Source organism: Pseudomonas entomophila, from assembly GCF_013523165.1.
Classification (GTDB): domain Bacteria; phylum Pseudomonadota; class Gammaproteobacteria; order Pseudomonadales; family Pseudomonadaceae; genus Aquipseudomonas; species Aquipseudomonas entomophila_A.
On the sequence record NZ_JAAMQI010000002.1, the window covers coordinates 210,084 to 236,185 of the forward strand.

Below are 26,102 nucleotides of genomic sequence, written 5' to 3' on the forward strand. Positions count from 1 at the left end.
TTCGAATCAAGGATCCTGCACCATGACCAACAACATCGTCCCTGCCTACCTCGTCCTCGCTGCTGACGGCGTCACCATCAAACTGAGCACCCCCACCGAACTCAACGGCACCACGGTCGACTCCTTACGCATGCGCACGCCTATGGTGCGCGATATGCGCAACGCCACGGCGGTGTGCGGGGATGACAACGAACAGCTCGAGCTGAACCTGTTCGCCTCCTTGGCGGAGGTGGGCGTCAAGGATCTGGAAAACATGACCCTCAAGGACTACGAGCGCGTCAAGAAGGGCTACCGCTTTCTGGTCAATGAAAGCTGAGTTCACCCCCACCGTGCAGAAGCAGCTGGCCAAGCGCCTGGCTGCTGAGCTGAATTTTTCCGCCGCCGAGATTGTGACCATGTCCTTTGCCGACATGGTGTGGTGGCTTTCGGACTGAGCCGGGGGATAGCTGATGTCGAGCAAACTGGCGTTAGCAGTGGTGATCGGCGGCGCCGTCAGTTCGTCGGTCGGCGCCGCGTTCAAAAACGTCGAAGGCCGCATCGACAAGCTGGAGAAGCAAGGCAACAAGGCCAAGGCCCTCAAGGGCATGATTGGCGAGACGGTGCGCCTGCGCGAAGAGTGGCGCAAGGCGCACGAAAGCGGCGCGGCCAACGCAGGCAAGCTGCTAGACAAGCTCGAGGCCAACAACAACGCCCTGCGTAAGCAAGGCGTCGAGGTGGGCAGGCTTGCGTCTGAGTATGCGCGCCTGGGCCAGGTGGCCAGGGCGTCCGATCTGCAGATGAAGGGCCACCAGCAGATCGAGCAGGGCCGGGCCTCGCTCAAGTCGAACATCGGGCAGGCGGTGGTGGCCACCGGCCTGGCTGCGGTACCGACAAAGATCAGCGCGGACTATCAAGCGATCATCCGCGACATCGCGATCAAGGCCGACATCGTCAACCAGCCAGGCGAGGCCCAGCTAAATCGCACGGTAATCGACACGGCCAGCGATACCGGGATGTCGCGCAACGACGTGGCCGACCTGGTCAACCAACTGGTCGGTGCCGGCATGGAGCTGGACAAGGCGCTGTCGTATGCCCCGGTCGCGGCCAAGTTTGCGATCGGGCAGGGCGCATCCGGGGTCGACACAGCGTCGATGATTCAGGCGCTCGAGCAGAACGCCAAGATCAGCGACCCCAGGGTCATGCAGCAGGCCCTAGAGGCGATCGCCTACCAAGGCCAGGCGGGCAGCTTCGAAGCCAGCGACATGGCCAAGTGGTTCCCGCAGCTGCTCGCCGGCATGGAGAAGAACGGGATCACCGGGCTGGATGCGGTGACCTCGCTCGGCTCGATGCTGCAGGTGCAGATGAAGACTGCCGGCAGCTCGGATGAAGCGGCCAACAACTTCAAGAACTGGATGGAGAAGTTGGGCGCCGGCGACGTGGTCAAGGCCTACAAGGACGCCGGCATCGACTATCAGGCCTCGCTGAACACGGGCCTGCAGAAGGGCATGAACGTTATCGAGGCGTCCATGGCCCTGGCCATGAAGTACGTCAAGGCAACCGACCCCGCCAAGGCCAAGAAGATCGAAGAGGCCAAGGCCAACATCGACAAAGAGGCCGACCCGGAGAAGGCCAAGGCCGCGCTCGAGGCCTTGGAGAAGACCCTGCGCACTGGCGATATCTTTGCCGACATGCAGGTCAAGGCCGCGCTCACCGCCTACGGGCAGAACCGCGGACTTTACGAAGAACTCAAGGCCGACTCCAAGAAGGCCTCGGGGATCCTCGACAAGAACCTGGCCGAGCGCCGCGAGACCTCGGCGCAGCAGTGGGCCGAACTGGGACAGGCGGTCGACGACTCGATGCGCAGCATTGGGGACGCGATTCGGCCGGTCACTGACGGCGCCGCCAAGGGCCTGACCAAGGTGGCCAGGGGCATCACCAAGCTGTCGGACGGTGCGCAGCCGGTGGTCCTGGGCATTACCGCCATTACGGCCGCATTCCTGGGCCTGCGCACGGCGGCCAGCGCCTTCAAGATCGGCCGGGGCCTGCTCAACCTGACCCGTGGCCGTGTCATGGAGCGCGGCGCCGGACGCGCAAGCCTCAAGCCTGCGGCCGCCATCCAGATGCCCAAGACAGGCAACAAGCTGGTGGACGTTGGGCTGGGCGCCCTGGGTCAGGTGCTGGGCGCAGGAGGGGATGAGCCAGCAGCGGCCAGCAATGAGCCGCAGCGCGTGTTTGTGGTCAACGCCTCGGACTTGGGCGGGATTGGCAGTAGCGTCGCCAATAGCGCCCCTGTAGAGCCTGCAAAGGGTGGTTCACGCTCACGTCGACAGCGCCGGCAGGCCACACGCCGGCAACGTCGCGCGGCGTCGCCTATCCGGTCGGTTTCTGTCACGCGGGCCGGCAAGCCTGTGGTCCTGCAGGAGCGTCCTGTACCGCCCAAAGCTGTGCCCAAGCCACCAGCAGCACCTGCAGCACCTGCGGCCGCTGCAGGGCGGATCGGCAAGGCAGCCAAGCTGCCCGAGCGTCCTGCAGTGCCCAAGCCTGCCGTCTTGCCTGCAGCCGCTGCAGGGCAGGTCGGCAAGCTGGCCAAGCTGGGGCAACTGACAGCGCTCGCCGGCAAGGCCGGGGCACTGACCCGTTCCACGCCCGGCGGGGCCGTGTTCGAGGCCGGGACCAAGGCCATCGACACCTTCATCAACGCCAAGACCCAGGACGAGAAGGCCGAAGGCTATGGCGGCGCTGCAGGTGGGCTAGCGGGTACCTTGGCCGGCATGGCCGCCGGCGCTGCGATTGGCTCGGCCGTACCGGTTATCGGCACAGCGATCGGCGGTGCTATCGGCGCCTATCTGGGCAGCATGGGGGGTGATGCCGGCGGCAGCTGGCTGGGCAAAAAGCTATTCGGGTCTGACGACAAGGACGAGGACGAGCCTCGGCAGTCACCGCCGGCGGAAGAGGGCCAGCCCGCCAAGCCGCTCGAGGCCGAGGCGCCGACCAAGCCTGCAGACGCGGTCACGGTCGCGCCTGTTGTGGTCAAGCCAGGCCCGGTGGTAGTGCCGCCGGCGGCGCCAAGCCAGCCCGTCAAGCCGCTCGAGGCCAAGCCTGCAGACGCGGTCGCGGTCCCCCCGGTGGTGGTCAAACCTGGTCCGGTAGTCGTGCCGCCGGCAGTGCCCAGCCAGCCCGCCAAGCCGCTCGAGGCCAAAGCGCTGGCCAAGCCTGCAGGTGCCGAGTCCAAGCCGATCGTGGCTCCGACGGTGCTGCCCGCGCCGCCATTGCCTGCGGTCGGTGATGCCGTGCCCAAGCAGGCCAAGCCTGCCGCCGAAGGGAGGGTTTCATACGATCCACGCGACCCGGACTACGAGGACGCATTCGTTGTGCCGGCGTTGGTGGCAGGCCGGGTGCGCTTCCCAGGCGCGGACCTGGTCCCGCCGGCGGTGAAACCGGAGTGGCCACCAGAGCGCAAGGTTGAAAGCAGCCCGCGCCTTCCGCCTGCCGTACAGGCTGCGCTGAAGTTGCCCAAGGCTACCGATCGGCCTGCCAGTCCGCTGGTGCTGCCGGCTACTGCCCAGCCACCTGCAGCGTTGGGCGACCTGGTGCGTGAAATGGCCATGCCGCCGGCGCAGTCAGCGGCAGTGCTCGCCAAGGCGCCGGCGCCGGCCAAGGCGGTCGCGCCCAAGGTCGAGCAGCTGTTTGAGTTCAAGCCCAGCCTGCAGATCACGGTCCAGGGCGATGTCAAAGACCCTGCCCAGCTGGCCCGCGAACTGGAGCCGCACATGCGCTCGCAGTGGGAGGCGTTCGCCCGCGAGGTTGCGGCGCGCCAAGCCTCTACGCAGCTTTTCGACGCACCGCACGTTTAAGGAGGGGGCCATGCCCTATATGAAACAACTGCAGTCGGGGCTGACCAGCCTGGTGGCAGCGGGGGAGGCTGGCCGTACCAGCCTGGACGGCATGGTCAGCCCGCTGAATGGGGCCGTCAGCGATATTACAGGCGCGGCCTCGGACCTTGAGGGCATCCCGTTCGTGGGGCCTGCGATCGGGGCCAAGCTGCAGCGCACCATGCGTGCCATCAACGTGGCCCAGGCCACTGTAGGTCGGGTGACGTCGACCTACGGCCAGGCGGTCGCGGCGGTGGGCCAGGTGCAAGAGCGCCTTGGCGTTCTCAAAGAGCAGGCCGGCCGGGCGACTGCCGCCATCGGCCGGCTTGCGGGCAAGGCTTCACCGGCGCTGGCCAACGTCGTGCCAAGCAGCGCGTTTGCGCCGCAGCTCACGCCGACGGCCGATGCAGTGAAAGCCTTCCCGCACCTGCTGATCCTGCAGCCGCTCGAGCCGAATGCACCGTCGTACTACTTCAACCTGGACACGGCAGCGTTCGACGAGCTGCGCCGGCAAACCTCGTTCAAGTGGGCAGGACAGGAGCGTCTGACACGCAGCATTGCCCAGCAGGCTGTAGGCCTGGGCGAGGACAAGCTGACACTCAAGGGCGCCATTTTTCCGGGCTTCAAGGGCGGTCTCAAGCAGCTGGATACGCTGCGCAGCATCGGCCGCAAGCTTCAGCCTGTGGGCTTGACCACGGGCTACGGCGAGGTGCTGGGTACCTGGTGCCTGCTCAGCGTCGAAGAAGACCAAAGCAACTTGCTCGCCGGCGGGATTCCGCGAAAATAGGCCTTCACCTTGGAGTTTGTGAGCTATGGCAACGACCTGCAGAACGTCTGACGGGGATCTGCTCGACAGCATCTGTTACCACCACTACGGGCACCTGAATGGGTCAGTCGAGGCTGTGCTGAGCGCTAATCAGGGCCTGGCCGAACACGACCAGCCTTACCGGGCCGGGGTGATCATTCATCTGCCAGACCTGCCAACGCAGACCGTCGAACTCATTCAGCTGTGGGACTGACCCCACCGTTACCCGTCACGAACCCCGCCCAGTGCGGGGTTTTGCTTTTCTGGAGCCTGGAGCATGCAACCCACTTACCAGATCGTCGCAGACGGTAGGGACATCACCCTGCTGATCAACGATCGGCTGCTGATGCTGCGACTCTCGGACAAGCCCGGCATGGACTCGGACGAGTTCGAGCTGCGCATTGACGACCGGGATCAGGCAGTGGCCCTGCCATCGCGCGGGAGCAATATCGTCGTGATGATGGGCTATGTGGGCCAGGCGCTCACCCGTATGGGCGCCTACACGGTCGACGAGGTGGAGGTGAGCGGCCCGCCTGACACGATCGTCATTCGCGGCAAGGCCAGCAACATGCGCGGCAGCGGCAAGACCATGCGCAGCGGCAGCTGGGAGGGCACGCCTCTGTCGCAGATCGTCAACGACATTGCCAAGCGCAACGGCTGGGAGCCGGTGTGTTCGGTGGGCACCAAGGTCGCGCGCGTCGACCAGCGCAACGAGTCCGATTTTAACTTCATCACCCGTCTGGCCAGGCAGTACGACTGCACGGCCAAAGTAGCCGAAAGCAAGCTGCTGGTGATGCCACGCCAGGGTGGCCAAAGCGCTTCGGGCAAGGCGATGTCGGTCGTGACGATCAACAAGGCCGACGTGAGCCGGTACCAGTTCCGGCTCGGCGATCGCAACACGCAGAAGGCCGTGAAGACCCAGCACCAAGACCAGAAGACCGGAAGGCTGCAGGTGGTCGAGCTGGACAACGACGACGCCCCGGACGGCCTACCGCCGGTGCATACCGACCGCCACGTCTACCCCAACAAGACCGCCGCCGAGCAGGCCGCCAAGGCGCGCTTGGCCGCGTTCAACCGCAGCACCGCCGCCGTGCGCCTCGAGATGGCCGGCCGCACTGACCTGTTCGCCGAACGCTCGATCAACGCCCAGGGCTTCAAGCCGGGCTTGGACGGCGAGTACCTGGTGGATGGGGTAGAGCAGGTATTCACCCAGTCCGGGTGGACCACGACCGTCGAGTGCAACGGCGGCAAGAAGGGCAAGGCGAAAGCCAAGGGCAAGAAGGCTACGAAAACCAACAAGCCGCTTCGTGTGGAGCAGCTGTAACGCGGGGCCATGCCCCCTACCTGGAGAGACAAGATGACCATCACCGTTCGACAGCTACAGCAGATTTTCCCCAACGCCGGCCGCAATGCCGGCGTTTTTGTTCCTGCACTCAATGCGGCTATGGGCAAATGGGGCATCGTCACCAGACTGCGCCGCGCGGCCTTCCTGGCCCAGGTCGGGCACGAGTCCGGGCAGTTCCGATACGTGCGCGAGCTGGGCAGTGACAAGTACCTGGCCAAGTACGACACCGGCCCCCTGGCTGCGCGCCTGGGCAACACGCCCGAGGCTGACGGCGACGGGCAGAAGTATCGCGGCCACGGCCTGATCCAGATCACTGGGCGCGACAACCACGTGCGCTGCGGTGAGGCCCTGGGTCTGGATCTGCTCAACCACCCCGAACTGCTCGAGCAGCCAGAGCACGCGGCGAACTCGGCGGCCTGGTTCTGGCACAAGGAGGGGCTGAACAGCCTGGCCGACAAGGGGGCTTTCGTGGCCATCACCAAGCGGATCAACGGCGGCACCAACGGCCTGGCGGAACGTCAGACGTTCTACGAGGCCGCGCTGCAGGTGCTGCAGTGATGGGCCTGAACTGGCGGTTAGCGATCCTGGTACTGCTGCTGGGCCTGTACGTCGGTGGCCGGGGCGCTTGGCTCTGGCAGGACAATGAGTACGGGCGGCAGCTGGCCAGCAAGGGCCGCGAGCTGGCCGACATGGAACGCCAGTCTGCTCAGCGGCAGGCCAGCGCCGTCTCGACGGTCCTGGAGCAGGTCCAGCAGCAACAAGCCAAGCGCGGGGCGCTCGAGCAGCGCCTGCAGGCGCAAGATCAACTTCACCACAAGGAACTCACCCATGCTCAGAACGAGCGCGATCGCCTGCGTGACAGGCTTGCTACTGCTGACCTGCGGCTGTCAGTCCTACTCAACGCCGGCGCCGGTTCCCCCGCAGGTGGTGACAGTGGGCTGCGAGCCACCGCCGGCGCCGGCGGCGTGGTTCATGGAGCCACGCGAGCCGAACTTGACCCAGCGCATGCTCAACGAATTGTCGGCATCATCGGCGACGGCGACGACGGATTGAGAGCGTTGAGAGCTTGTCAGGACTATGTAAGGCTAGTTGTTGACTAGGTTATGAGGTTGTAATTCGAAATATAGATTATGCGTCAGTTATTGGGTATGAATAAACACGCAGTGTGAAGGTTTTGGTGTTGTCCCGGGATGAGGTGAAGATTAATTGCGTCTTCTTTCTTAATTATTTATTTATTGTTGTTTGTTATTGTGTGTGATAAGATCGCGAGGCCTAATTTGGATGGGTCGCGCATGCACATTGTTTCTATGAGTACTTTCAATATCTTTGGCTCTGTTGAAACTCGTACTGTCGAGCTGGATTCTCCTGTCGTGATTTTAACTGGGTATAATGGGGCCGGTAAGTCAACTTTCCTTGGGGTTTTGCACAGTACACTGTCAGTTGCCAGTGGCCAAGAGTATCTGTTTCCCAAGAGCGACTGGGGGTGTAGTGTTAAGTTTTCTAATGATAGTGAGCTGATACATGTAAAGACTGGCAGGTCTCTGCCTGACGGTTTTTCGCCTCCGACTTTCAGAAAAACTCGTAACGGGGACTCTTTAAAAAACTACTATGAGTCTATTAATGGTGCAATAGATGATCGTATTGATAAGAAAAATGTAATTGTAAAGCGAGAGGGCGAGGGTCGAGTCGCCCAGTCTACCAGCATTGTAAGTATGCGGGCTGGTAAAGGTGCTTTCTCGGTTCTAAATTCGGTATTATACGGCGATGAGGTTTTTAGTTCCAAGCAAGATGATTTGGATTCGAAAAAATTTGAAGGTCTAGATATCTTTTCTAAAAAGAAAAATCTTGATAAGACTTTCTTTTTGCTTCAGGCTGAGTTTTCAACGCATGCTAAAGGCTCTAGTGGAAGCTCTAGTTCTGAGCTTATCAATCTAATTGAGAACACCCTTAAAGCTCTGGGTTCCCTAGATAAAAATGAAAGTGAAGAGCTTCGCGCGCATATAGCTACATTGAAGAAGTTAAGGGATGCAAAATTGGTTTCGAATCCTCTTGTAAAAGAAGCGAATCTATTCTTCGCCTCCACAAATCGCGAATTAAAAATAAGAGACAACGGCTTTTTGTACATGGAAACCGTGCACGGTGAAGTCAACTGGTATGATTTCTCAAAGGGCGAAAAGACCCTGCTCTGCTTATTGCTGGTTGCTTACCTAAATGGCGATAAAAAAACAGTATTTCTTTTGGATGAGCCGGATCTGTCTCTCCACATAAAATGGCAGCGCCAATTAATTCCATCATTGCGTGCTCTCGCGCCTAACTCGCGTTATATAGTTGCTACCCACTCTCCGGCTTTGGTGGGTAGAACTGATGAAGAAATTGTTATTAATATTGGTGCGATTTCGAGAAGCTAATCATGGAAGAAGAATTGGGGTTTCCCTTTGATGTAGATTATCTGGAGAAGCTAGACCTATTTCTAGATCCTCAGGAAGGTTCGCCGCAAGAAGTAGTTGTCTGGGTGGAGTCTAAAGATGATATTAGATTATGGCAGCGTGTTTTAAAGGATAATAGGTCTTTCACTTTTGATTTTCGTCCAGCTTCGATGTTTTGTGGGCCTGATGGGAAGCGGGCAAACGGATGCAATAGGTTAATAAAGCTTTGGAAATCTGGTGAGATTCAAAGTGGTTTTAGAAGTATATTTTGTCTGGATAGTGACTTTAAGTATCTAGCGGGCCTTTCCGGCATTTACAATGGTGAAAATTATAATATCCCGCATTTTTATTGGACATTGGTGCATTCTAAAGAGCATGTGTTTGTCTGTAGTGAAATGGTGGACGACATAATTTCTCATGCTGCATGTATTCCGAGAAGTAAGCTGCAGCAAAATACGGCAGGGATATACTCAAGCCTCTCTCGAGCGATCTATTCATCTTTTGTAAGACTTGTGTATTTGAGGTCTAGTTGTTTCGAAAGCCCAAGTCCTTTGGTGGCAGAACTTGGTAGTCGGTTGGATTCGGCAATTCAGCTGCTGTTTAAGAAGCCGCAAGGTTTGTTTGCTGTTAGTGAGTGTGATATCTGGTCGGACTTCGTAGGTCGTCTTGAGTTGCTTTCTAGAGATTTATCTCGGCATCTTACGGAACTGGAACTTAACGATGAGTTCGCTCTTTTCGAAGCTCGTATTTCAGCTGAGGGAGTGAGCCCAGAAAACATATATTTGTTTTACCGGGGTCATGATTGGTATGAGTTGTCCTTTGGTATCGCCAAGTCATACTTGGGGGCTTTAAACAAAAATATTATTGACAGTATTAAAATCTCTTCTGTTGATCCCGGTAGGGACATTAAGGAACATAACAATCAAACCCCGAAGATACGTGAGGCTTTTCTTTGCGCTATGCCTTCTGTAGAAGATTTTCCCTTTTTTAAAAAAACTGTGAAGACGTTGAGGTCTTCTTATTCTGAATAGGGCAAGGGTTATGGGTAAAGGTAATCATGTGACGCCAGACCATCCGCTTTACCTGCAAGCCAAAGATGCACATCGTGCCTACTTAGAATCAATAGAGCGTGGCGATCCAGTGACCACAGTAGACAGGCTTCGGCTAATTTATGAGGCGCAGATTAAGGCTGCTACCGACTATCACCTGCATGCAGGGACGTCTAAGCTACCTGTTCAGTGAGCCTTGGTCAGCACATTGGCCTTTGGCAATGATTACTATGAATCCTGTCCAATGTAGTCACTTCGGGATCTTGCTAGAATTTTGCTACAGCAAAAATTCAAGCGCCTTAATCCTCAGTATTTAACGGTCAATACTTTTTAATCGACCCGATCCATCATCGGGGCAACAGAAAACCGTCTCACTACCGTATCCACTGGGCGGGCCGCGTTTTCTGGTGTTTCGGGTCGCATTCGTCTATCTCTCACTCTCTATCGTTTACCACCCTTTTACTTATCCCCCGAACCCCTTTGCTAAATTTCAGCAAGGACAACAGAGGATTCAGCACATGGGCACCATTACCACCCGCAAAAGAAAAGACGGGTTTACCACGTACGACGCCCAGATCAGGGTCATGCGCAAGGGCGTGAAAGTCTATCAGGAAAGCCAGACGTTCGACTGGAAGACGACGGCCCAGGCCTGCGCTGGGCTTTTTGCATCTGTAGGGCATGAAAAAGCCCGCGCTTGGCGGGCTTGTAGAGTTGCCTCAGGCGACTAGGCGACGTACCGCTCCGGCAATCTCTTCTCCGTGTTCTTGTTCGGCCTTGCGCAGCTCGTACGCTGTTTGCAGGTTGAGCCAGAACTCCGGGGTGGTGTCCAAACACACGGCCAGGCGCAAAGCCATGTCAGCGGAAACGCCGCTACGCTCGAGCAGGATGTTGTTTACGGTTGGGGTAGCAACACCCAAGGCACGGGCCAAGGCAGCAGCGCTAAAGCCCATTTCGCTTTGGAAGTCCTCCCGAAGCACTTCGCCAGGATGTACTGGTCGCATGCCATTCTTGAACATGATGCACCTCAGTGATAGTCGACAATTTCAACGTTTTCTGGGCCGTCGTCGGTCCATATGAAGCAGACTCGCCATTGCATGTTGATGCTTATGCTGTGCCGGCCTTCTCTATCACCTTCCAGGGGGTGGAGCCGATTTCCTGGCGGAGAGCGCAAGTCTCGAAGCTCTTTAGCTGCATCCAGTGCGGATAGCTTGCGCTCCGCCACCGACCTGATGTCAGCCCAGCGCCGTGTCCTGCCAGTGGTGAACAGCGTTTCCGTGTCGGCGCATGCAAAGCTTCGAATCTTGAATGTAACGCTTAACGTTATTCGTTAAGGCGAGTATACGCCCTTCGACACTGTATTCAACTGATTGTTGAATAGAGACCTCGACGACCCATTCGGCACTTGCTTCGGCGCGAGATTCGGGCATGGATTCAGTGGGGAGTTCGGTTTGGGCTACGACGAGATAGCCATGAAAAAGCCCGGCGCTTGGCCTGGCTTGGGGCTACTTGGCGAGCTCGTCATCTGCTCCTGGCAGGGCATTGAACACCGAGCGATGGAGCGTCGTAGTCAGCAGGCCGGGTCAGGCTCTGGTATCCGGTGAGCGTCGCCAGCAGCAGAACGAGAGACAGCGGTTTGTACATGGTTTCCGTGCGTTCCTGGCAACAGCGCAGTACGCCGGGCTAACCGCTTCTGGTCGGCGATCTTCGCCTGCCACCTTCCCATCGCCACAGCAAAGACACACCCGGTATGGGCAACGGCCAACGTTCCTATACTATGCGATCCACTTTCATTCACGACGTTGTCCTTCATGACCAAGCCCACCTCCAACCTGGAATTGATCAGTGCCCTGGCACTGCACGACGACGTGGTCGGCTGCATCCGCCGGCGTTTTCACGGAGCCCCGTTCACCCGTGACAGGCGCGGTCTCGCTCGACACGGGGGGCCGGCACGGCTCGCGCTGGCAGGACGCTGCTAAGCCATGACAGAACGCCGTCGCCCCGGGCCCGAACATTCCCTGACGCTCCTCGAACACGTCCTGCGGGACCAGGTGCCGTCCCGCGAAGCGCTGCTGGCTGAAGCCAAGTCTCAAACGGTGCGTCAGCGTCGGCGTAAGCAGGTGCTTGGTGCCGGCCTCTCGGTGATGGGACTGGTCGCGCTGCTGTGGGCGTTCGATCCCGCCTGGCATAGCGACGATGTGCAGACGGTTTACGGGGAGCATGAACACGTGCAACTGGCCGATGGCAGCCTGATCGCCCTCAACAGCGCCACCCACCTGCGCATCGAGCACCGTATGCGCAGTCGGCAGTTCGAGCTGCTCGACGGTGAGGCGACGTTCACCGTCGCGCCGGGCGACACGCCCTTCATCGTCCATGCGCAGGGTGTCGCCGTGCGTGGCATCGGCACGGTGTTCAACGTACGCAGCGACAGCCGGGGGGTGGCCGTTGGCGTGGTCGACGGCACCGTGGGCGTCTCGACGGCGCAGGCTGCGCCACGACGGCTCGCAGAGGGTCAGCAGTTGCTGGTCGAGGCTGGACGTTCGGGGCCGGTCACGGCCTTCGAGGCGGGCCGTTCCATCGCCTGGCAGCAAGGTAAGCTGCGTTTCGACGACACGCCATTGCGCGACGTACTCGCTGACATTCGTCGCTATCGCCAGGCGCCGGTGCGCCTGAGCGAGCCTCGCCTGGGAGAGCTGCGGATGTCCGGCGAGTTCGACAGCGCGGCGGTGGAGTCACTGATTGACGCGTTGCCCGTCATCTTGCCCGTGACGCTCAGCCGGAATGACGATGGCAGTGTGATTGTCGACGCGCGCTAGCACCCGCGCGTGAAGGGAGCCGTGCGCGTGCCCTTGCCGTCGCACGCAAACGAACCCCCTGTCATGGCCAGACGCTGCGACGCCTGCTGACGGCAGGCTTTTCACCTTCTTGCGTCAGATATCTCCCATTCATTTATTGCGAAGCATTCTCATTATTTGTACGCTAGCCACCTCGTCGGGTGGGCCCGGCATCCATTCTCCTGGGAGTGCACCTTGGCTGAGGACCTCAATCAGCTGTTTCGCCTCTACCGTCATGAGCTGCAACAGATGGCCTATCGGCGCCTTGGGGACCGGGAAGTGGCTGCCGACCTGACCCAGGATGCGTTCGTGCGTTACGTCAGCCTCGAGCGGCAGCAGCGCACGGCGTCGATCGACAGCCCGCGTTTCTTCCTGCTCCGCATGATGCGCAACCTGATCATCGATCTTGGGCGCAGTCGCTCGCGGCGCGGTTGCGTGGCGTCGCTGGAGGACGTTCAGGACGAACTGCTCGATCCCAACCCCTGTCCTGCACGCGCGCTGGAGCTGCAGCAGCAGGTACGGCTGTTGCACGAGGCGCTGAACGAACTGCCGGACAACTGCCGACACGCCTTGCTGCTCAATCGCCTGGATGGCCTGGGCCATGCGGCGATCGCCGAGCGGTTGGGCGTGTCGTCGAGCATGGTCAGCAAATACATCATGCGTGCGCTGCGCCACTGCATCCGCCGTCTCGGCCTGCTCGATGCGTAGGCGGCCTTCCGATCGCGCCCTCGATGAGCCACTGCCAGACCTGTATGAACAGGCGCTGCAATGGTTGGTGGAGCTGCATGCCGAGGGCGCGCAGAGCGCCCGTTGGGACGACTACCTGCGCTGGTGCGAGACCTCGCCTGCACACCAGCGTGCGGCGCAAACCGCCGAGCGCCTGTGGCTGGGCCTGGGCAACACACCGCGACGGCCCGCGCGCAAGCGCCTGCCGGTGCTGGGCCTGGCGCTGGCGTTGCTGCTGGGCGGCGGCCTGTACTGGCAAGGGCAGAGCCAGGGCTGGATGGCCGATCAGCGCACCGCCGTGGGCGAACGTCGGCAAGTGCAGTTGGCCGATGGCTCGAAGCTGGAGCTGGCGCCGCAGACCCGTGTGGATGTGCACTTCGAGCACGACCGTCGGGTGCTGCGGCTGTACGCCGGCGAGGTGTTCGTGCAGGTCGCAGCCGATGCGCAGCGGCCGTTCGAGGTGGAGGCCCAGGGCGGGCGCATGCGTGCCCTGGGCACGGCCTTCGATGTACGGCGCACGCAGAACACGGTGCAGTTGACAGTCACCGAGCATGCCGTGCGCGTCAGTCTCGATGACGACGCCCACGTGGCAGAGGTCCACGAAGGGCAGGGCCTGCACTACGGTACGCACTGGCTGTCGCAGCCGCGGGCCATCGATGTCGAGGCGATGACGGCGTGGCGTCGCGGTCGGCTGGTGTTCGACGCCAAGCCATTGGGCAAGGTGGTCGAGGCGCTGGGCCGCTACCACCACGGCATGATCCTGATTCGCGACGCGGACCTGCGCGAGCTGCCGGTCACCGGTATCGTGAACACCGACGACCCCGCTGCGCAGCTTGAGCTTCTGCAACGGGCGTTGCCGGTGCGCATTCGCCAGCTGCCATGGCTGACGCTGATCGAACGCGATCCGACCCATCGCCTGTGAAGCGAAAAAAAGACTGTGCAGGGCGCTGTCAGGTTGACGAGGACCGACGTCTTTCTTGTCGAGAACGATTGTTATTCGTTCATTTCGTCGGGGGAGACGCATGCAGCACATCATCAAACAGACGGCCCTGAGCCTGGCCCTTGCCGCCGCTGGCACCATGACCATGACGGCTCAGGTGAACGCGGCCAGCCAACCACGGGATGTCCAGGTCTTCGAGATCGCCCCCGGCCCGCTCGGCCAGGTGCTGACACGCTTTGCCGATCAGGCGGGCCTGCGCCTGGTGGTCGCCAGCGATGTCCTGGCCGATCGGCAGTCGCAAGGCTTGCATGGCCGCTTCGAGGTCGACCAGGGGCTGGCGCAGCTGCTCGGCGACCAGGGGCTGCGCGGCACCTTGAGCGGTGATGTGATGCTGATCGAGAAAGCGCCGTTGGGCAGCACCTCCCTGGAGCTGGATGCGACCACCATTCAAGGGCAGGGCATGGGCGAGGCCACCGAGAACAGCGGCTCCTACACCACAGGCCTGGTCAGCGTAGGCTCCAAGACGCCGGTCAGCCTCAAGGACACGCCCCAGGCGGTGTCGGTCATCAGTCAGCAGATGATCGAAGACCAGCGCATGACCGCGTTGTCCGATGCGATGAAACGCGCCCCCGGCATCACGTTGCGCAATGCCAACTACAACACCTTGGCGTTCTACTCCCGCGGCTTCGGCATCGACAACGTGCAGATCGACGGCGCCGCGCCCATGGACATCGGCACGGGGGTAGGCACCTTCTACAGTGAGCGGCAATACGACATGGCCGCTTACGATCACATCGAGGTGCTACGAGGGGCCAGCGCGCTGCTGGGCGGCAGTGGGGACCCGGGGGCGATCGTCAACCTGGTGCGCAAGCGTCCCATGGGTGACTACCAGCTCAAGCTCAACACCTCGGCCGGTTCCTGGGACAACTACCGCAGCGAAATCGACCTGACCGGCCCGCTGGGGTTCGAGGGACGCTTGCGCGGTCGGGCGGTCGCCGCCTACACCGATCGTCAGTATTTCATGGACGAGCGCAGCACCGAAAAGCCCTTCGTGTATGGCATCGTCGAGGCGGACCTGACGGACGATACCTTGCTGACGTTGGGCGGCAGCTATGACAAGGTCAAGGAAAACGGCACGGGCGACGGCTTGCCACGCTACAGCACCGGCGGCGACCTGAAGCTGCCGCGGCACCGCTGGTTCACCAATGGCCGGGCCTGGAGCGATAGTGAGTCGCGCGAATGGTTCGCCAAGCTCGATCATCACATCGACGAGGACTGGACGCTCAACACCTCCTACACGCACTCCTTCAACACGGCCAACACCGAAGGCGTCATTCCCTACGGCTCGGTGGATGAAACGACCAACACCGGTACCTACTGGTGGGGCAGCTATGTTTCCAGCTGGAGCCAGCAGTCGGTATTCGACGTGAACCTCTCCGGCGGCTTCGAGGCCTTCGGGCGTCGGCATGAACTTCTGCTCGGCGCGGACTACCAGAAGGTCACCAGCCGCTGGCGTGCCGCGTTGGGCGTCAATGGCAAGGGCGGCTTGATCGACCTGTGGAATCCAAGCGCCACACCGCTGCCGGATACCGGGACCCGCCGCCAATTCTGGCGTGACTATTCCCCCAACACCCGAGAGCAGTATGGGGTGTACTCGACCCTGCGCCTGCAATTGACCGACCCGCTGAAGCTGGTGCTGGGCGCGCGTGCCCAGCGCTACGCGTTCGAGCATGCCTACAGCACGGCTGCCAACACCGACGGCACGGGTGGCTGGACGACGGATGACCCTGTCCATGACCGAGTGGGCACCACGCTGATACCTTACGGTGGCGTGATCTATGCCCTGGACGATCAGTGGTCGGCCTATGCCAGCTATTCGGAGATGTTCAAGCCGCAGTCGCTGAACATGCAGGCGCCAGAAGAGGCACCGACCTCTATCGAACCCATGACCGGCAGGGCATACGAAACCGGGATCAAGGGCGAGTTGTTCGAAGGCGCGCTGAACGTCAGCGCTGCGCTGTTCTACATGACCCGTGAACACCAGGCCGTGACCGACCCGGCCTACCCCGATCCGCCTTTCGGCTACAGCGGCGCCTGCTGCTTCCTCGCCCAGGACAAGGTCACCAGCAAAGGGATCGATCTGGAGGCCAGTGGCGAGCTTGCGCCGGGCTGGCAGGTACTGGCCGGCTACACCTATAACCAGGTACGCAACGACACCGAGACGACGCTGCACAGCTCGATCACGCCTAAGCACCTGCTCAAGCTCTGGAGCGTCTACACCCTGCCAGGCTCACTGTCGGCCTGGCGCGTCGGTGGCGGTGTCACGGCGACCAGCCCCACCTATGTATCGGGCAAGGCCTATCGCTTCGACAATGTCGGTAATCCGATCGACAGTCACGACTACGACTTCAGCCAATCGGGTTATGCGGTCTACGATGCAATGGTCGAGTACCAGGCGGACGAGCACTGGACAGTGGCGCTCAACGGCCGCAACCTGTTCGACCGTACCTACTACGCCAGCGTCGGGACCTCCGAATACGGCAACTACTATGGCGAGCCGCGCAACTTCACGCTGACCCTGCGCGGGACCTTCTGGTAATCCAGCACGCAATGAAACGCCCGGCTCGACCGTCGGGCGTTCCAGGACGAAGGGAATCAGGCGCTGCCCAAAACCCCACGCGGACGGACCGGTGCACTGCCCTGAGCCATTGAGTTTCGCCCCTCGACAAACTGTTAACGTCCGCACACTTTCAGCATCCTCTCTTGTGAGCGACGGCCCATTTGATGTGCCCAACGCCTGCCGCCGTTGCCAGTCTCCCGTCCGTTGACTTCAATGTCCGTCCTCTTTTATTCCAGGCCCGCCAGCACTGCCTGCGTCATCGTCCTTTTGCGCTCTTCTCGGCAACGTCTTCGCGTCCGACAAGCCCGCCAGCCCACGATGTCGACGCGCAGCACTGGCTCCGGGCATGACCAGGACCGACCCATGACCACCCCTGAACACCGCGCCCCCACGCCCCAGGCCGCCCAACGCCAGCACGTCATCACCGAACTCCAGCAGGTCATCGAGCGCGTACCTGAAGAGACCCCATTCACCAACTCCACCGTCTACAAGATCTGGGGCCCGGTCGCCGTGGTGGGTCTGCTGGTGCTGCTGGGCATCACCCTCCTGATGGGCCGTCTCGACCTGATCGCCTGCTGCGCCTTTCTCCTGCTCGGCGCCGTTTGGGTCACCTGGCAGCACCGCCAGGCCGGACGCCATGTGTTCATGCGCCTGACCCGTCGACAGCTGTTCGTCGATACCCTGGATGGCCCGGTGGACCTGGCCAAGGTCGAGCACATCGAGGTGGACAAGGAAGCCATGGGCATGCTGAAGCAGACCCTGCACCTGAGCGACGCCGACGGCCTGCCGACTCACCGCGTGGTGAAGATGCAGGCGTTCTGCAACCAGGCGCTGGTGGAGCCGAATCAAGCGCAGGTGCGCATCCTGTCGGCGGGCCTGGCCAGCGGCGGGCGCACGCTGAACCGCGACGAGGTGAGCGCGCTGCTGGGCGCCTACCGCGATGCCGCGCAGGCGCAGCAGCGTCTGGACGAGCTTCAGCGCCATGGATGAGGCTGCCCGCGAGGCCCACCTGGACATGCTGCAGGACGCTGCGGACGGGCCGACCGAATCGTTCGCGATCCACGAGTCTTCTCTGGGCAAGGCCATCGCCTGCGCCGTGGTGAGCGGGTCGCTGGTGGCCGTAGGCGGCTGGCTCCTGCAGGCGACGGCGGTACTGGCGGCGCAGCTCTCGGCAGGCTTGCTCGTGCTGATGGTGAGCGTGGCACTGCTGTTCCTGCTGCCCGGCCTGGCGGGGCTGGCCCTGGCCGAAGCCCTGCGCCGCCGGCACGGTCAGTGCGTGCTGGCCGTGACCCGCGATACGCTGCGTTTCGCCAACGCCCTGGAGCCGGTGCCGTGGGTGACCTTCGATGGCTTCGACGTCGATCAGAAGCACCTGACCCTCAGCCTGCTGTTCTGCCGTTCGGGGTTCAGTGCACTGCCCGTGCTGACACCGGCGTGCTTCAAGTCGCTGATGGCGCCCGACGCCTACCCGATCGCCGGGGGTCTGCAACTCAAGGTCTGGATGTGTGGGCCCACGGTGGCGGGCAAGCGCTTGGACATCGACGGCGTGATCAAGCGGCTGTTTCCCTACCTCGAAGCGGCCCAGGCGCGGCGGACGCTCGGGTTGCTGTATCCGGAGGCGGAGCGATGGAATGCGTCTAGTTGAATGGGGCGAGGCCCACCAGTTCGAATTGCCATGTGTTCGCACCGTCTTGGCTTGTGAGTGATCAGAGGCTACGCCTGTGCCCGAGCGCATTCGTTTTGCCTCAGGCGCAGACTGTGCGTTGTTGTCAGCTTGATGCAACGTCTATCCGCTGTGGCCAATGGATTGGCATCTGACGGATTCGTCTCGTCGATGCGCAAAAGTGCTCGGCCTGCCTCGTTCGATAATGCCGTCGTGGCTTCAGCCATCTACCAGGACTCAGAACCCGTCCTCCCATCTCGGGTCTGACTAGGTTTCCAACCCACTTTCCAATCCATACACGGATGTCCCTCCCATGACCGAACAAACCATCTACACCACCAGCGGCGACAGCCCAGCCCTGCAGACCGCCGTCGCCAACGCCCAGGCCACCTTCAAGTTCTTCTGGCGCGAGCTCTCTTGGGAGTCACGCCGGATCGTCAAGGGCCTGAGCCTGGCCGCTGTGAAGATGTCGTTCCCCGTTCACAGTGATGACCCTGAAGTGCCGACGGTCGAGAACATGTGGCTGAACGAGGTCGACTTCGATGGCGCCTCCATCAGCGGCATGCTGCTCAACGAACCGGAGTGGGCCACAGGCTTCGATGCGTCCGAGCGGGTGACGCTGCCGTTCGCGGCGCTCAACGACTGGATGTACGTCTGTGGCGAGGTGGTGTTCGGCGGCTTCACCGTCGATGCGATGCGCAGCGAGATGGCGGACGGCGAGCGTGCCGAGCACGATGCGGCGTGGGGGCTGGAGTTCGGGCCGCCTGGCGCCGTGGAGTTGACGATGATGCCGGAAGGGCAGCCGCGTGTGCGGTTGTCGAGGGCGCTGGACACGCCCGCCGACCAGGAAGCGCTGAAACGGTTGGAGGAGGGGGATCACCCTATGGCCGTGAACATGAGCGCGAGCATGGACGACATGCTGCGCGAGCACCCAGGCGCGGTGACCGACGTCGATGAGGCAGGTTGGTCGCTGTTGCACCGGGAGGCATTGGCGGGTAACGCGCCGATGGTGAGTGCTTTGCTGCGCCATGGGGCGGATGCGTCGGCACGAACCGTCGCAGGGCAGACGCCGGTGCAGCTGGCGGAGCAGGCGGGGTGGCCGCGGGTGGCGCGGTTGTTGCGGGGCGAGGAGGCGCTGATGGTGGTCGAGGCGAAGGCGGCGGCGCAGGTGCGGCCTGAGCAGGAGGTGGAGGCGTCTACCCAGGCAGGAAGGCAGGGGCATGCGCAGGCGCAGGTTCAGGCACCGCCTCAGGCAACGGGGTTGCCTCGGTGGGTGGTGGGGGTAGGGGTGGCTGTCGTGGCTGTCGTGGTGTGGTGGTTGATACGTTAGGGCGTTCGGGTGGATGGGAAATTGTGGTGACGGGGAGGCTGGTCGCGTTGGCAGGCTGCTGGGCGGGACTGACGGACGTTTGACTGAGGCAGTGGGTGGGCTGATTTCATGAGCCCTACGGGCTCAATCGCGGCACAGGGGCCGCTTACAGAGGGAGCGCGTTGGCTTGTAGCGCTGCGGTGGAACTACGGGTGTGAGCGGCCCTACGGGCTCAATCGCGGCACAGGGGCCGCTCAGAGGGAGCGCGTTGGCTTGTAGCGCTGCGGTGGAACTACGGGTGTGAGCGGCCCTACGGGCTCAATCGCGGTACAGGGGCCGTTCCTACAGAGGGAGCGCGTTGGCTTGTAGCGCTACGGTGGAACTACGGGTGTAGGAGCGGCCCCCGTGCCGCGATTGGGCCTGAAAAGGCCCATGAGATCAGCTCACCCCATGCATCAGGTGGTCTGCGATCGTACAGCCACATGAATCGCCAGCCATGCGCAGATGAAGGTTCGCCCGCGATGGGGCCGTGAGCGCCGCGTGTCTCACGAGCGGGGTCTACCTTCCTCGAACGCCCAGCCCTACCGAACGATCCATGTTCCCGCATCCTAATCTTCAGGCTGCAGCCCGCCCGTGGTAGCTCGCCGAGTGATCCCATGCTGACGCAGCTTGCGATACACCGTGTTGCGGCTCAGCCCCAGGCGGGTGGCCACGCGACCGATGTGCCAGCGCTCCGCCTCGATCAGCTTCAACAAGGTATCGTGCTCGGATCGTCCCAGCGGGTCGTCTTCCACCGCCTCGGGCGTCATCAACTCGGGCAGCACCTCCGCCACGTCCTCCAGGCTCACCCGTCCCTCGACCGCCAACGCCGCCAGCGTCTTCAGGCAGGTGCGCAGTTGCCGCACGTTGCCGGGCCAGTCGTAGGCCAGCAGCCGGTCCTTCACGCCAATGTCCAGACGTAGCGCCTCGTGCCGGGTCTCGGTGCGCCACAGGCGGTCGAACAGCGGGCCCTTGTCCGTGCGCTCGCGCAGCGGGGGCAGGGTCACGCTGAAGCCGCACAGGCGGTAGTACAGGTCCTCGCGAAAACGCCCGTCCGCCACGCGCTCGCGCAGGTCCTGGTGGCTGGCGCTGACCACCCGCACGTCCAGCGGTCGCGCGGTCGCGCTGCCCAAGGGGACCACCTGGCGCTCCTCGAGCACGCGCAACAGACGGGTCTGCAACGCCAGGGGCATGTCGCCGATCTCGTCGAGGAAGAGCACGCCGCCATGGGCCTGTTCGAGCTTGCCGACCATGCCTTCCTTGCGCGCACCGGTGAAGCTGCCGCCGCGGTAGCCGAACAGTTCGCTCTCGATCAGGGTCTCGGGAATGGCGGCGCAGTTGATCGCCACCCAGGGCTGGTCGGCGCGCGTGCTGGCGCGGTGCAGGGCGGTGGCGAAGGCTTCCTTGCCGGTGCCGGTCTCGCCATGCAAGAAAACCGGCACATCGCGCTCCAGCACACGCACGGCACGCGCCAGGCTGCGCTGCAGGCGTGGGTCTTCCAGGCACAGGTGAGGGTCACCGAGAGCAGGCCTGGCCGGTATCGGCGCAGGTCGAGGGCGCGGCGCGAGCGGGGCTCGCACTTGGGCGTAGAAGGTCCGCCCGTCCGCCAGGCGCACCGGCAGGGCCAGCCCCGGTTGTGCGCAGGCCTGGGCAAGCAGGTGGTCGACGGGGGTGGCGAGCAGGGTCGCCAGGCGACAGCCCTCGGCCTGCTCACGCGTCAGGCCCAGCAGGTCCAGTGCGGCCTGGTTGATCGAGCGGATGCAGGCCGTGTCGTCGACACCGACCAGGCCCTCGCCGAGCAGCCCGACGAAGCGGGCGTCCGGGTGCAGGCGCAGCAGGTAGCCCTGCGGGTCGTGGCCGAGGAAGAAGCAGCTCTCGATCAGCTTCGCCGACAGGTGGGTCAGGGCCATGGCGTGCTGGGCCTGGTAGGCGTCCCGGCCTGGTCCGGCGCTGGAGAGGTTGAGCACCGCCAGCAGCTCGCCGTGAGGGTCGAAGATCGGGCTGGCCGAACAGCTCAGGCCGGCATGGCGGCCCCGAAAATGCTCGTCACGGCGGATGCTCACCTGTTGCCGCTCGACCAGGCAGGTGCCGACGCCGTTGGTGCCTTCGCAGTCCTCGCGCCAGACCGCGCCCAGCCACAGCCCGGCGCGCTGAAAGGCCGTACGTTCGGCGTCGCGGTAGACGCTGTCGATCACCACGCCTTGGGCGTCGGTCAGCAGCACCACGTGATCGGCCTCGCCCAGTTGCCGGTGCAGGCTGTTCATCTGCCAGCGCGCGACGTCCATGACAGCGTCGAGCGGGGCGCGATGATCCTGCAGGCGCGGCCGTTCGAGCACGTTCGGCGCGCGGGGGCTGGCGGGGTCGAGGTGATGCTGGTCCAGGCAGCGACGCCACGAGCGGGTGATGGCCGCATCGGCCAGCAGGCCGGGCGCGGAGGGGTCGCCCTGGATGGCTTGCAGCACGTGCTGGGCATGGGTGTCGATCGAGGCAGACGTCATGGGCAGGGGCTCCGCAATTCGCTGGTACCGGTCTGCTCGCAGCTTAGCCAAGTTCGCCCCCGTCTGCCGGGCCCTGGGGTGACACTCTGTCATCGACCATTCACGCGAACGTGACAGTCCCAGGCGTCAGCCGCGTGGCAGGGCAAGCCCGTCACGACGGCGAAGGCTCTGCGACGCGGCCTTTGGCGAGCTGGCCCGACCTTTGCTCCAGCTCCTGCGCCACGACAACAACAATCAGGGAGAAGCCCCCATGAACGTCGCCCTCGACACCCCTCTGCACACCCCGACCACCGACCTCGCGGACTGGGTCGCACGCCTGAACGACCGCCTCACCCAACGCGACCTGGACGGCGCGCTCGCGCTGTTCGGCGATGAATGCCACTGGCGCGACCTCTTGCTGTTCAGCTGGAACCTGGTGACCCTCGAAGGCAAGCCGGCCATCCGCGAGATGCTCGAGGCACGCCTGGACCTCACGCATCCCCAGAACTGGACACTCGAAGGCGAGGCCAAGCAGGAGAACGGCGTGCTCGAAGGCTGGATCAGCCTGGAGTCCGACGTCGCCCGCGGCAAGGGCTACGTCCGCCTCAAGGACGGCCGCTGCTGGACACTGCTCACCGCCATGCGTGAACTCAAGGGCTTCGAAGAGCCCACCGGGCGCCGTCGCCCCCTGGGGGCGAACCATGGCCACGGCCACGCCGACCGGCGCAACTGGCTCGAACGCCGTCGCGACGAAGAGGCCTCGCTGGGCATCACCACCCAGCCCTATTGCCTGATCGTCGGCGGCGGCCAGGGTGGACTAGGGCTGGCCGCGCGGCTCAAGCGGCTCGGCGTGCCGACCCTGATCATCGACAAGGCCGAACGCCCCGGTGACCAGTGGCGCAGCCGCTACAAGTCGCTGTGCCTGCACGACCCGGTCTGGTACGACCACATGCCGTACCTGCCTTTTCCCGAACACTGGCCGATCTTCACGCCCAAGGACCAGATCGGCGACTGGCTGGAGATGTACAGCAAGGTCATGGAGCTCAACTACTGGACCCGCACCGAATGCCTCGGCGCCAGCTTCGACGACTACACCGGCACCTGGTCGGTGGAGGTCGAACGCGACGGCGAGCGGCGGGTGCTGCGCCCGACGCAGTTGATCCTCGCCACCGGCATGTCGGGCGTGCCCAACGTGCCGCGCTTCCCTGGCGCCGACACGTTCCTCGGCCAGCAGCACCACTCCAGCCGCCATCCCGGCGGGGACGCCTGGCGCGGCAAGCGCGCCGTGGTGATCGGCTCGAACAACTCGGCCCACGACATCTGCGCCGACCTGGTCGAGAACGGCGCCGAGGTGACCATGGTGCAGCGCTCCTCGACCCACATCGTGCGTTCGGACAGCCTGATGGAGCTGGTCTTCGGCGGGCTGTACTCGGAAGACGCCATGGCCGCCGGCCTGACCACCGACAAGGCCGACATGCTGTTCGCCTCGATCCCCTACAAGGTCATGCCCAGCTTCCACCGGCCCTTGTTCGAGGCGATCAAGACCCGTGACCAGGCGTTCTACGAACGGCTGGAGAAGGCCGGTTTCATGCTCGACTTCGGCGATGACGGGTCAGGCCTGTTCCTGAAGTACGTGCGCCGTGGTTCGGGCTACTACATCGATGTCGGTGCCTCGGAGCTGATCGCCGACGGCACCATCCGTCTCAAGAGCGCGCCGGGCCTGGGCGTCGAGCGGATCGAAGCCGATGCGGTGGTGCTGACCGACGGCAGCCGTCTGCCGGCCGACCTGATCGTCTACGCCACCGGCTATGGCTCGATGAACGGCTGGGCGGCCAAGCTGATCTCGCCCGAAGTGGCCGACAAGGTCGGACGCTGCTGGGGATTGGGCTCCGGGACCACCATGGACCCCGGCCCGTACGAAGGCGAGCTGCGCAACATGTGGAAGCCGACCCAGCAGGACAACCTGTGGTTCCACGGTGGCAACCTGCACCAGTCGCGGCATTACTCGCTGTACCTGGCGCTGCAGCTCAAGGCACGGTTCGAAGGGCTGGCGACACCGGTGTACGGGCAGGCAGCGGTGCATCACGTCGGTTGACGGCAGGCGGGGGCAGAAGCCATCGGCGGCTGCCCGAGCGCCTTCAGTCGTGCAGGTCGGATGCAGGCTCGGTCGATTCGGTCGAGGCCTGCGCCGCTGTCTCGGCCGCCTTCGCCCGGTCGGCCTTGCTGACGTACGGGTTCTTGTTGCGCGGCGCGAGCTTGGCGCTGGCCTTCTTGGCATTGGCCTTGAACAATTGCTGGAGTTTTTTCTGACGGTTCATGGGGTGCGGCTCATCGATCGGAGGGGCGGCAGGCCCAGGCCTGCGCAATGGCGCGCATGATACGCGAGCTTCCCCGTTTCGTTGATCCCCACACGGTCGCGCCGTCGGAAAAACGGCGTGGCGCCTGGCGACCGACCTCAAGAGGGCCGCCGGGCGCCGGCGCTTACACCGCGCCTGGTCGAGCGGCGCCGGCCTTGCCGAACGTCGCCTTGCCCCAGCACACGCCCAGCACCGCGGCCAGGGTCGAGGCCGCGAGCACGCTGAGCTTGGCCGCCGACAGCAGGGCCGGGTCAGAGAAGGCCAGGGCAGCGATGAAGATCGACATCGTGAAGCCGATCCCTGCCAGCAGACCGACCAGCGTCACGCCTCTCCAGGTCACGCCTTCAGGCAGCGCGCAGACCTTCAGCTTGACCAGCACGACACTGGCGAGCAGCACGCCCAGCGGCTTGCCCAGCACCAGGGCCAGCATCACGCCGAGGAAGACGTGCTGCGACACCGACTCGCTCAGATCCACGCCCGACAGGCTCACGCCGGCGTTGGCCAGGGCGAACAACGGCATGATGACGTAGGCCACCCAGGGGTGCAGGCCCATCTGCACGCGCTGCACCGGCGGCAGCACTTCACGCTGGGCGTGGCGGAGCTGTTTCAGCGGTTCGGCGACCGCCTGTGGATCCGGGCCGCGGTGCGAGAAGCGGTCGACCAGCTCGTGCAGCGTGCGCTGGATGGTCTCGAGCGGGCGTTCGGTCATCGGCTTGGAGGCCACCGGGGTCATCAGGCCGAGCAGCACGCCGGCCAGGGTCGGGTGCACGCCGGTCTTGAGCAGGCCGAACCAGACGATCGCGCCGGGCACGATGTAGGCGTAGGCCTTGCCCACGCCCATGCGTTGCAGCAGCAGGACCAGCAGCACGCCCACGGCCGCGACGACCAGGCCGAGGTAATCCAGGCTGGCGGTGTAGAACACCGCGATGATCAGGATCGCGACGATGTCGTCGATGATCGCCAGCGCCAGCAGCAGGACCCGCACGCCGCTGGGGATCGACTTGCCCAGCAGGGCCAGCACGCCGACGGCGAAGGCGATGTCGGTCGCGGTGGGCACGGCCCAGCCGGTGCTGGCCACGTTGCCGTGGTTGAAGGCCAGGTAGAGCGCGGCGGGCATCAGCACACCGCCCAGGGCGGCGCCGAGCGGCAGGGTCGCCAGGCGCAGGTTGGCCAGGGCACCGTCCTTGATCTCCTGGCGAATCTCCGCGCCCACGACCAGGAAGAAGATCGTCATCAGCCCGTCGTTGACCAGAAAGTGCAGCGACGGCGAGACCGAGTAGGGGCCTATGCCCAAGGTCAGCGGCAGGTGCCAGAAGTGTTCGTAGCTCTCGGCGGCCGGGCTGTTGGCCCAGATCAGCGCGGCGATGGCGGCCAGCAGCAGGACGATGCCGCTGACGGCCTCGATGTGGAAGAAACGCTCCACGGCCGACAGGGCACGCTCGGTGAGGACCTGCGGGCGAGGAATCGGGGGTGGGGTCAGGTTTCGATCGGACACGGCAAGTCTCCATTGGCGGCCCGACCAACGTGTCAACTTTAACCTGCGCTCAGCCCTATGCCGCGACGCACCCGCGGCGATGATAAAGGCGCAGCGCCGGCCGATGCAAACGATCGGCCCTGCAGGACTGAACGAAACGGTCGCTGCAGGGCTCAATCGAGCAGTCGAG

At 63.1% G+C, this 26,102-nt stretch carries 23 protein-coding genes and 2 pseudogenes; 20 read left to right on the forward strand and 5 right to left on the reverse strand.

All coding sequences use genetic code 11. The annotated features are described in order from the left end of the window. The first annotated feature begins 22 nt into the window (after window positions 1–22). From G7Z99_RS02805 to G7Z99_RS02850, 11 genes and pseudogenes are all read left to right on the forward strand, one after another. The gene (locus G7Z99_RS02805) at window positions 23–316 is read left to right on the forward strand and encodes a phage tail assembly protein (RefSeq protein WP_181091814.1); all 294 of its coding nucleotides are present in this window, start codon (window positions 23–25) and stop codon (window positions 314–316) included. Beyond that, on the forward strand, window positions 306–434 hold the full coding sequence (locus tag G7Z99_RS19805) for a hypothetical protein (RefSeq protein WP_258196927.1): 129 nt from the start codon (window positions 306–308) through the stop codon (window positions 432–434). The genes G7Z99_RS02805 and G7Z99_RS19805 overlap by 11 nt, the downstream gene beginning before the upstream one ends. A gap of 15 nt (window positions 435–449) precedes the next feature. Next, window positions 450–3,833 (forward strand): phage tail tape measure protein, encoded by a 3,384-nt coding sequence (locus G7Z99_RS02810; protein WP_181091816.1) that lies wholly within the window; start codon window positions 450–452, stop codon window positions 3,831–3,833. A gap of 10 nt (window positions 3,834–3,843) precedes the next feature. Further along, on the forward strand, window positions 3,844–4,638 hold the full coding sequence (locus G7Z99_RS02815) for a phage tail protein (RefSeq protein ID WP_181091817.1): 795 nt from the start codon (window positions 3,844–3,846) through the stop codon (window positions 4,636–4,638). A gap of 25 nt (window positions 4,639–4,663) precedes the next feature. Continuing rightward, the gene (locus G7Z99_RS02820; RefSeq protein WP_181091819.1) at window positions 4,664–4,870 is read left to right on the forward strand and encodes a tail protein X; all 207 of its coding nucleotides are present in this window, start codon (window positions 4,664–4,666) and stop codon (window positions 4,868–4,870) included. Window positions 4,871–4,933: 63 nt separating this feature from the next. Then, the gene (locus G7Z99_RS02825; RefSeq protein ID WP_181091821.1) at window positions 4,934–5,980 is read left to right on the forward strand and encodes a phage late control D family protein; all 1,047 of its coding nucleotides are present in this window, start codon (window positions 4,934–4,936) and stop codon (window positions 5,978–5,980) included. Between the two features lie 33 nt (window positions 5,981–6,013). Then, window positions 6,014–6,559 (forward strand): glycoside hydrolase family 19 protein, encoded by a 546-nt coding sequence (locus tag G7Z99_RS02830; RefSeq protein ID WP_181091823.1) that lies wholly within the window; start codon window positions 6,014–6,016, stop codon window positions 6,557–6,559. Continuing rightward, window positions 6,559–7,101, forward strand: coding sequence for a lysis system i-spanin subunit Rz (locus G7Z99_RS02835; protein ID WP_181091825.1), 543 nt, complete (start codon window positions 6,559–6,561; stop codon window positions 7,099–7,101). Before G7Z99_RS02830 ends, G7Z99_RS02835 begins: the two co-directional genes overlap by 1 nt. 192 nt (window positions 7,102–7,293) lie before the next feature. After that, complete coding sequence (locus G7Z99_RS02840; protein WP_181091827.1) at window positions 7,294–8,409, forward strand: AAA family ATPase; 1,116 nt, start codon at window positions 7,294–7,296, stop codon at window positions 8,407–8,409. Between the two features lie 2 nt (window positions 8,410–8,411). Next, window positions 8,412–9,458 carry a DUF4435 domain-containing protein gene (locus G7Z99_RS02845; protein WP_181091829.1) on the forward strand — a complete coding sequence of 349 codons (1,047 nt, stop codon included), beginning with the start codon at window positions 8,412–8,414 and terminating at the stop codon, window positions 9,456–9,458. A gap of 536 nt (window positions 9,459–9,994) precedes the next feature. Continuing rightward, a pseudogene (locus G7Z99_RS02850) lies at window positions 9,995–10,126 on the forward strand (site-specific integrase); the annotation flags it as partial. Between the two features lie 66 nt (window positions 10,127–10,192). On the opposite strand, the gene G7Z99_RS02855 reads toward G7Z99_RS02850, so the two are convergent. Then, window positions 10,193–10,492: a HigA family addiction module antitoxin gene (locus tag G7Z99_RS02855; RefSeq protein ID WP_181091831.1), complete on the reverse strand. Its 300-nt coding sequence runs from the start codon at window positions 10,490–10,492 to the stop codon at window positions 10,193–10,195. 8 nt (window positions 10,493–10,500) lie between these two features. Further along, a complete protein-coding gene (locus tag G7Z99_RS02860) occupies window positions 10,501–10,776 on the reverse strand; it encodes a type II toxin-antitoxin system RelE/ParE family toxin (RefSeq protein ID WP_181091907.1) in 276 nt (91 codons plus the stop codon). A 508-nt stretch (window positions 10,777–11,284) separates the two neighbouring features. On the opposite strand from G7Z99_RS02860, the gene G7Z99_RS02865 reads away from it, so the two are divergent. From G7Z99_RS02865 to G7Z99_RS02900, 8 genes and pseudogenes are all read left to right on the forward strand, one after another. Further along, window positions 11,285–11,452 carry a hypothetical protein gene (locus G7Z99_RS02865; RefSeq protein ID WP_181091833.1) on the forward strand — a complete coding sequence of 56 codons (168 nt, stop codon included), beginning with the start codon at window positions 11,285–11,287 and terminating at the stop codon, window positions 11,450–11,452. A 3-nt stretch (window positions 11,453–11,455) separates the two neighbouring features. Further along, window positions 11,456–12,289 carry a FecR family protein gene (locus tag G7Z99_RS02870; RefSeq protein ID WP_181091835.1) on the forward strand — a complete coding sequence of 278 codons (834 nt, stop codon included), beginning with the start codon at window positions 11,456–11,458 and terminating at the stop codon, window positions 12,287–12,289. Between the two features lie 213 nt (window positions 12,290–12,502). Beyond that, entirely contained in the window at window positions 12,503–13,015 is a 513-nt protein-coding gene (locus tag G7Z99_RS02875; RefSeq protein WP_181091837.1) for an RNA polymerase sigma factor, read from the forward strand. Then, window positions 13,008–13,580 (forward strand): annotated as a pseudogene (locus tag G7Z99_RS20080) (FecR family protein); the annotation flags it as partial. The gene G7Z99_RS02875 and the pseudogene G7Z99_RS20080, both read left to right, overlap by 8 nt. Before the next feature lie 475 nt (window positions 13,581–14,055). Further along, the gene (locus G7Z99_RS02885) at window positions 14,056–16,572 is read left to right on the forward strand and encodes a TonB-dependent siderophore receptor (RefSeq protein ID WP_181091841.1); all 2,517 of its coding nucleotides are present in this window, start codon (window positions 14,056–14,058) and stop codon (window positions 16,570–16,572) included. A gap of 384 nt (window positions 16,573–16,956) precedes the next feature. Next, window positions 16,957–17,583 (forward strand): hypothetical protein, encoded by a 627-nt coding sequence (locus G7Z99_RS02890; RefSeq protein ID WP_181091843.1) that lies wholly within the window; start codon window positions 16,957–16,959, stop codon window positions 17,581–17,583. Then, on the forward strand, window positions 17,576–18,238 hold the full coding sequence (locus G7Z99_RS02895; RefSeq protein ID WP_181091845.1) for a hypothetical protein: 663 nt from the start codon (window positions 17,576–17,578) through the stop codon (window positions 18,236–18,238). Before G7Z99_RS02890 ends, G7Z99_RS02895 begins: the two co-directional genes overlap by 8 nt. Before the next feature lie 331 nt (window positions 18,239–18,569). Next, window positions 18,570–19,586: a DUF2314 domain-containing protein gene (locus tag G7Z99_RS02900; RefSeq protein ID WP_181091847.1), complete on the forward strand. Its 1,017-nt coding sequence runs from the start codon at window positions 18,570–18,572 to the stop codon at window positions 19,584–19,586. A gap of 587 nt (window positions 19,587–20,173) precedes the next feature. On the opposite strand, the gene G7Z99_RS02905 is transcribed toward G7Z99_RS02900, so the two are convergent. Then, complete coding sequence (locus G7Z99_RS02905; protein WP_181091849.1) at window positions 20,174–22,102, reverse strand: sigma-54-dependent Fis family transcriptional regulator; 1,929 nt, start codon at window positions 22,100–22,102, stop codon at window positions 20,174–20,176. A 250-nt stretch (window positions 22,103–22,352) separates the two neighbouring features. On the opposite strand from G7Z99_RS02905, the gene G7Z99_RS02910 reads away from it, so the two are divergent. Beyond that, window positions 22,353–24,176 (forward strand): NAD(P)/FAD-dependent oxidoreductase, encoded by a 1,824-nt coding sequence (locus G7Z99_RS02910; RefSeq protein ID WP_181091851.1) that lies wholly within the window; start codon window positions 22,353–22,355, stop codon window positions 24,174–24,176. Window positions 24,177–24,219: 43 nt separating this feature from the next. Here G7Z99_RS02910 and G7Z99_RS02915 read toward each other — a convergent pair whose 3' ends face one another. Beyond that, window positions 24,220–24,399 (reverse strand): DUF2986 domain-containing protein, encoded by a 180-nt coding sequence (locus G7Z99_RS02915; RefSeq protein ID WP_181091853.1) that lies wholly within the window; start codon window positions 24,397–24,399, stop codon window positions 24,220–24,222. 163 nt (window positions 24,400–24,562) lie between these two features. Further along, a complete protein-coding gene (gene nhaA / locus G7Z99_RS02920; RefSeq protein ID WP_181091855.1) occupies window positions 24,563–25,933 on the reverse strand; it encodes a Na+/H+ antiporter NhaA in 1,371 nt (456 codons plus the stop codon). Window positions 25,934–26,102 lie beyond the last annotated feature (169 nt).

What these genes read in the sequence shown, in the direction of transcription:
- G7Z99_RS02805 (WP_181091814.1), top strand. Translation starts at nt 23, where the DNA reads ATGACCAACAACATCGTCCCTGCCTACCTCGTCCTCGCTGCTGACGGC.
- G7Z99_RS19805 (WP_258196927.1), top strand. Translation starts at nt 306, where the DNA reads ATGAAAGCTGAGTTCACCCCCACCGTGCAGAAGCAGCTGGCCAAGCGC.
- G7Z99_RS02810 (WP_181091816.1), top strand. Translation starts at nt 450, where the DNA reads ATGTCGAGCAAACTGGCGTTAGCAGTGGTGATCGGCGGCGCCGTCAGT.
- G7Z99_RS02815 (WP_181091817.1), top strand. Translation starts at nt 3,844, where the DNA reads ATGCCCTATATGAAACAACTGCAGTCGGGGCTGACCAGCCTGGTGGCA.
- G7Z99_RS02820 (WP_181091819.1), top strand. Translation starts at nt 4,664, where the DNA reads ATGGCAACGACCTGCAGAACGTCTGACGGGGATCTGCTCGACAGCATC.
- G7Z99_RS02825 (WP_181091821.1), top strand. Translation starts at nt 4,934, where the DNA reads ATGCAACCCACTTACCAGATCGTCGCAGACGGTAGGGACATCACCCTG.
- G7Z99_RS02830 (WP_181091823.1), top strand. Translation starts at nt 6,014, where the DNA reads ATGACCATCACCGTTCGACAGCTACAGCAGATTTTCCCCAACGCCGGC.
- G7Z99_RS02835 (WP_181091825.1), top strand. Translation starts at nt 6,559, where the DNA reads ATGGGCCTGAACTGGCGGTTAGCGATCCTGGTACTGCTGCTGGGCCTG.
- G7Z99_RS02840 (WP_181091827.1), top strand. Translation starts at nt 7,294, where the DNA reads ATGCACATTGTTTCTATGAGTACTTTCAATATCTTTGGCTCTGTTGAA.
- G7Z99_RS02845 (WP_181091829.1), top strand. Translation starts at nt 8,412, where the DNA reads ATGGAAGAAGAATTGGGGTTTCCCTTTGATGTAGATTATCTGGAGAAG.
- G7Z99_RS02855 (WP_181091831.1), bottom strand. Translation starts at nt 10,492, where the DNA reads ATGTTCAAGAATGGCATGCGACCAGTACATCCTGGCGAAGTGCTTCGG.
- G7Z99_RS02865 (WP_181091833.1), top strand. Translation starts at nt 11,285, where the DNA reads ATGACCAAGCCCACCTCCAACCTGGAATTGATCAGTGCCCTGGCACTG.
- G7Z99_RS02870 (WP_181091835.1), top strand. Translation starts at nt 11,456, where the DNA reads ATGACAGAACGCCGTCGCCCCGGGCCCGAACATTCCCTGACGCTCCTC.
- G7Z99_RS02885 (WP_181091841.1), top strand. Translation starts at nt 14,056, where the DNA reads ATGCAGCACATCATCAAACAGACGGCCCTGAGCCTGGCCCTTGCCGCC.
- G7Z99_RS02890 (WP_181091843.1), top strand. Translation starts at nt 16,957, where the DNA reads ATGACCACCCCTGAACACCGCGCCCCCACGCCCCAGGCCGCCCAACGC.
- G7Z99_RS02895 (WP_181091845.1), top strand. Translation starts at nt 17,576, where the DNA reads ATGGATGAGGCTGCCCGCGAGGCCCACCTGGACATGCTGCAGGACGCT.
- G7Z99_RS02900 (WP_181091847.1), top strand. Translation starts at nt 18,570, where the DNA reads ATGACCGAACAAACCATCTACACCACCAGCGGCGACAGCCCAGCCCTG.
- G7Z99_RS02905 (WP_181091849.1), bottom strand. Translation starts at nt 22,102, where the DNA reads ATGACGTCTGCCTCGATCGACACCCATGCCCAGCACGTGCTGCAAGCC.
- G7Z99_RS02910 (WP_181091851.1), top strand. Translation starts at nt 22,353, where the DNA reads ATGAACGTCGCCCTCGACACCCCTCTGCACACCCCGACCACCGACCTC.
- G7Z99_RS02915 (WP_181091853.1), bottom strand. Translation starts at nt 24,399, where the DNA reads ATGAACCGTCAGAAAAAACTCCAGCAATTGTTCAAGGCCAATGCCAAG.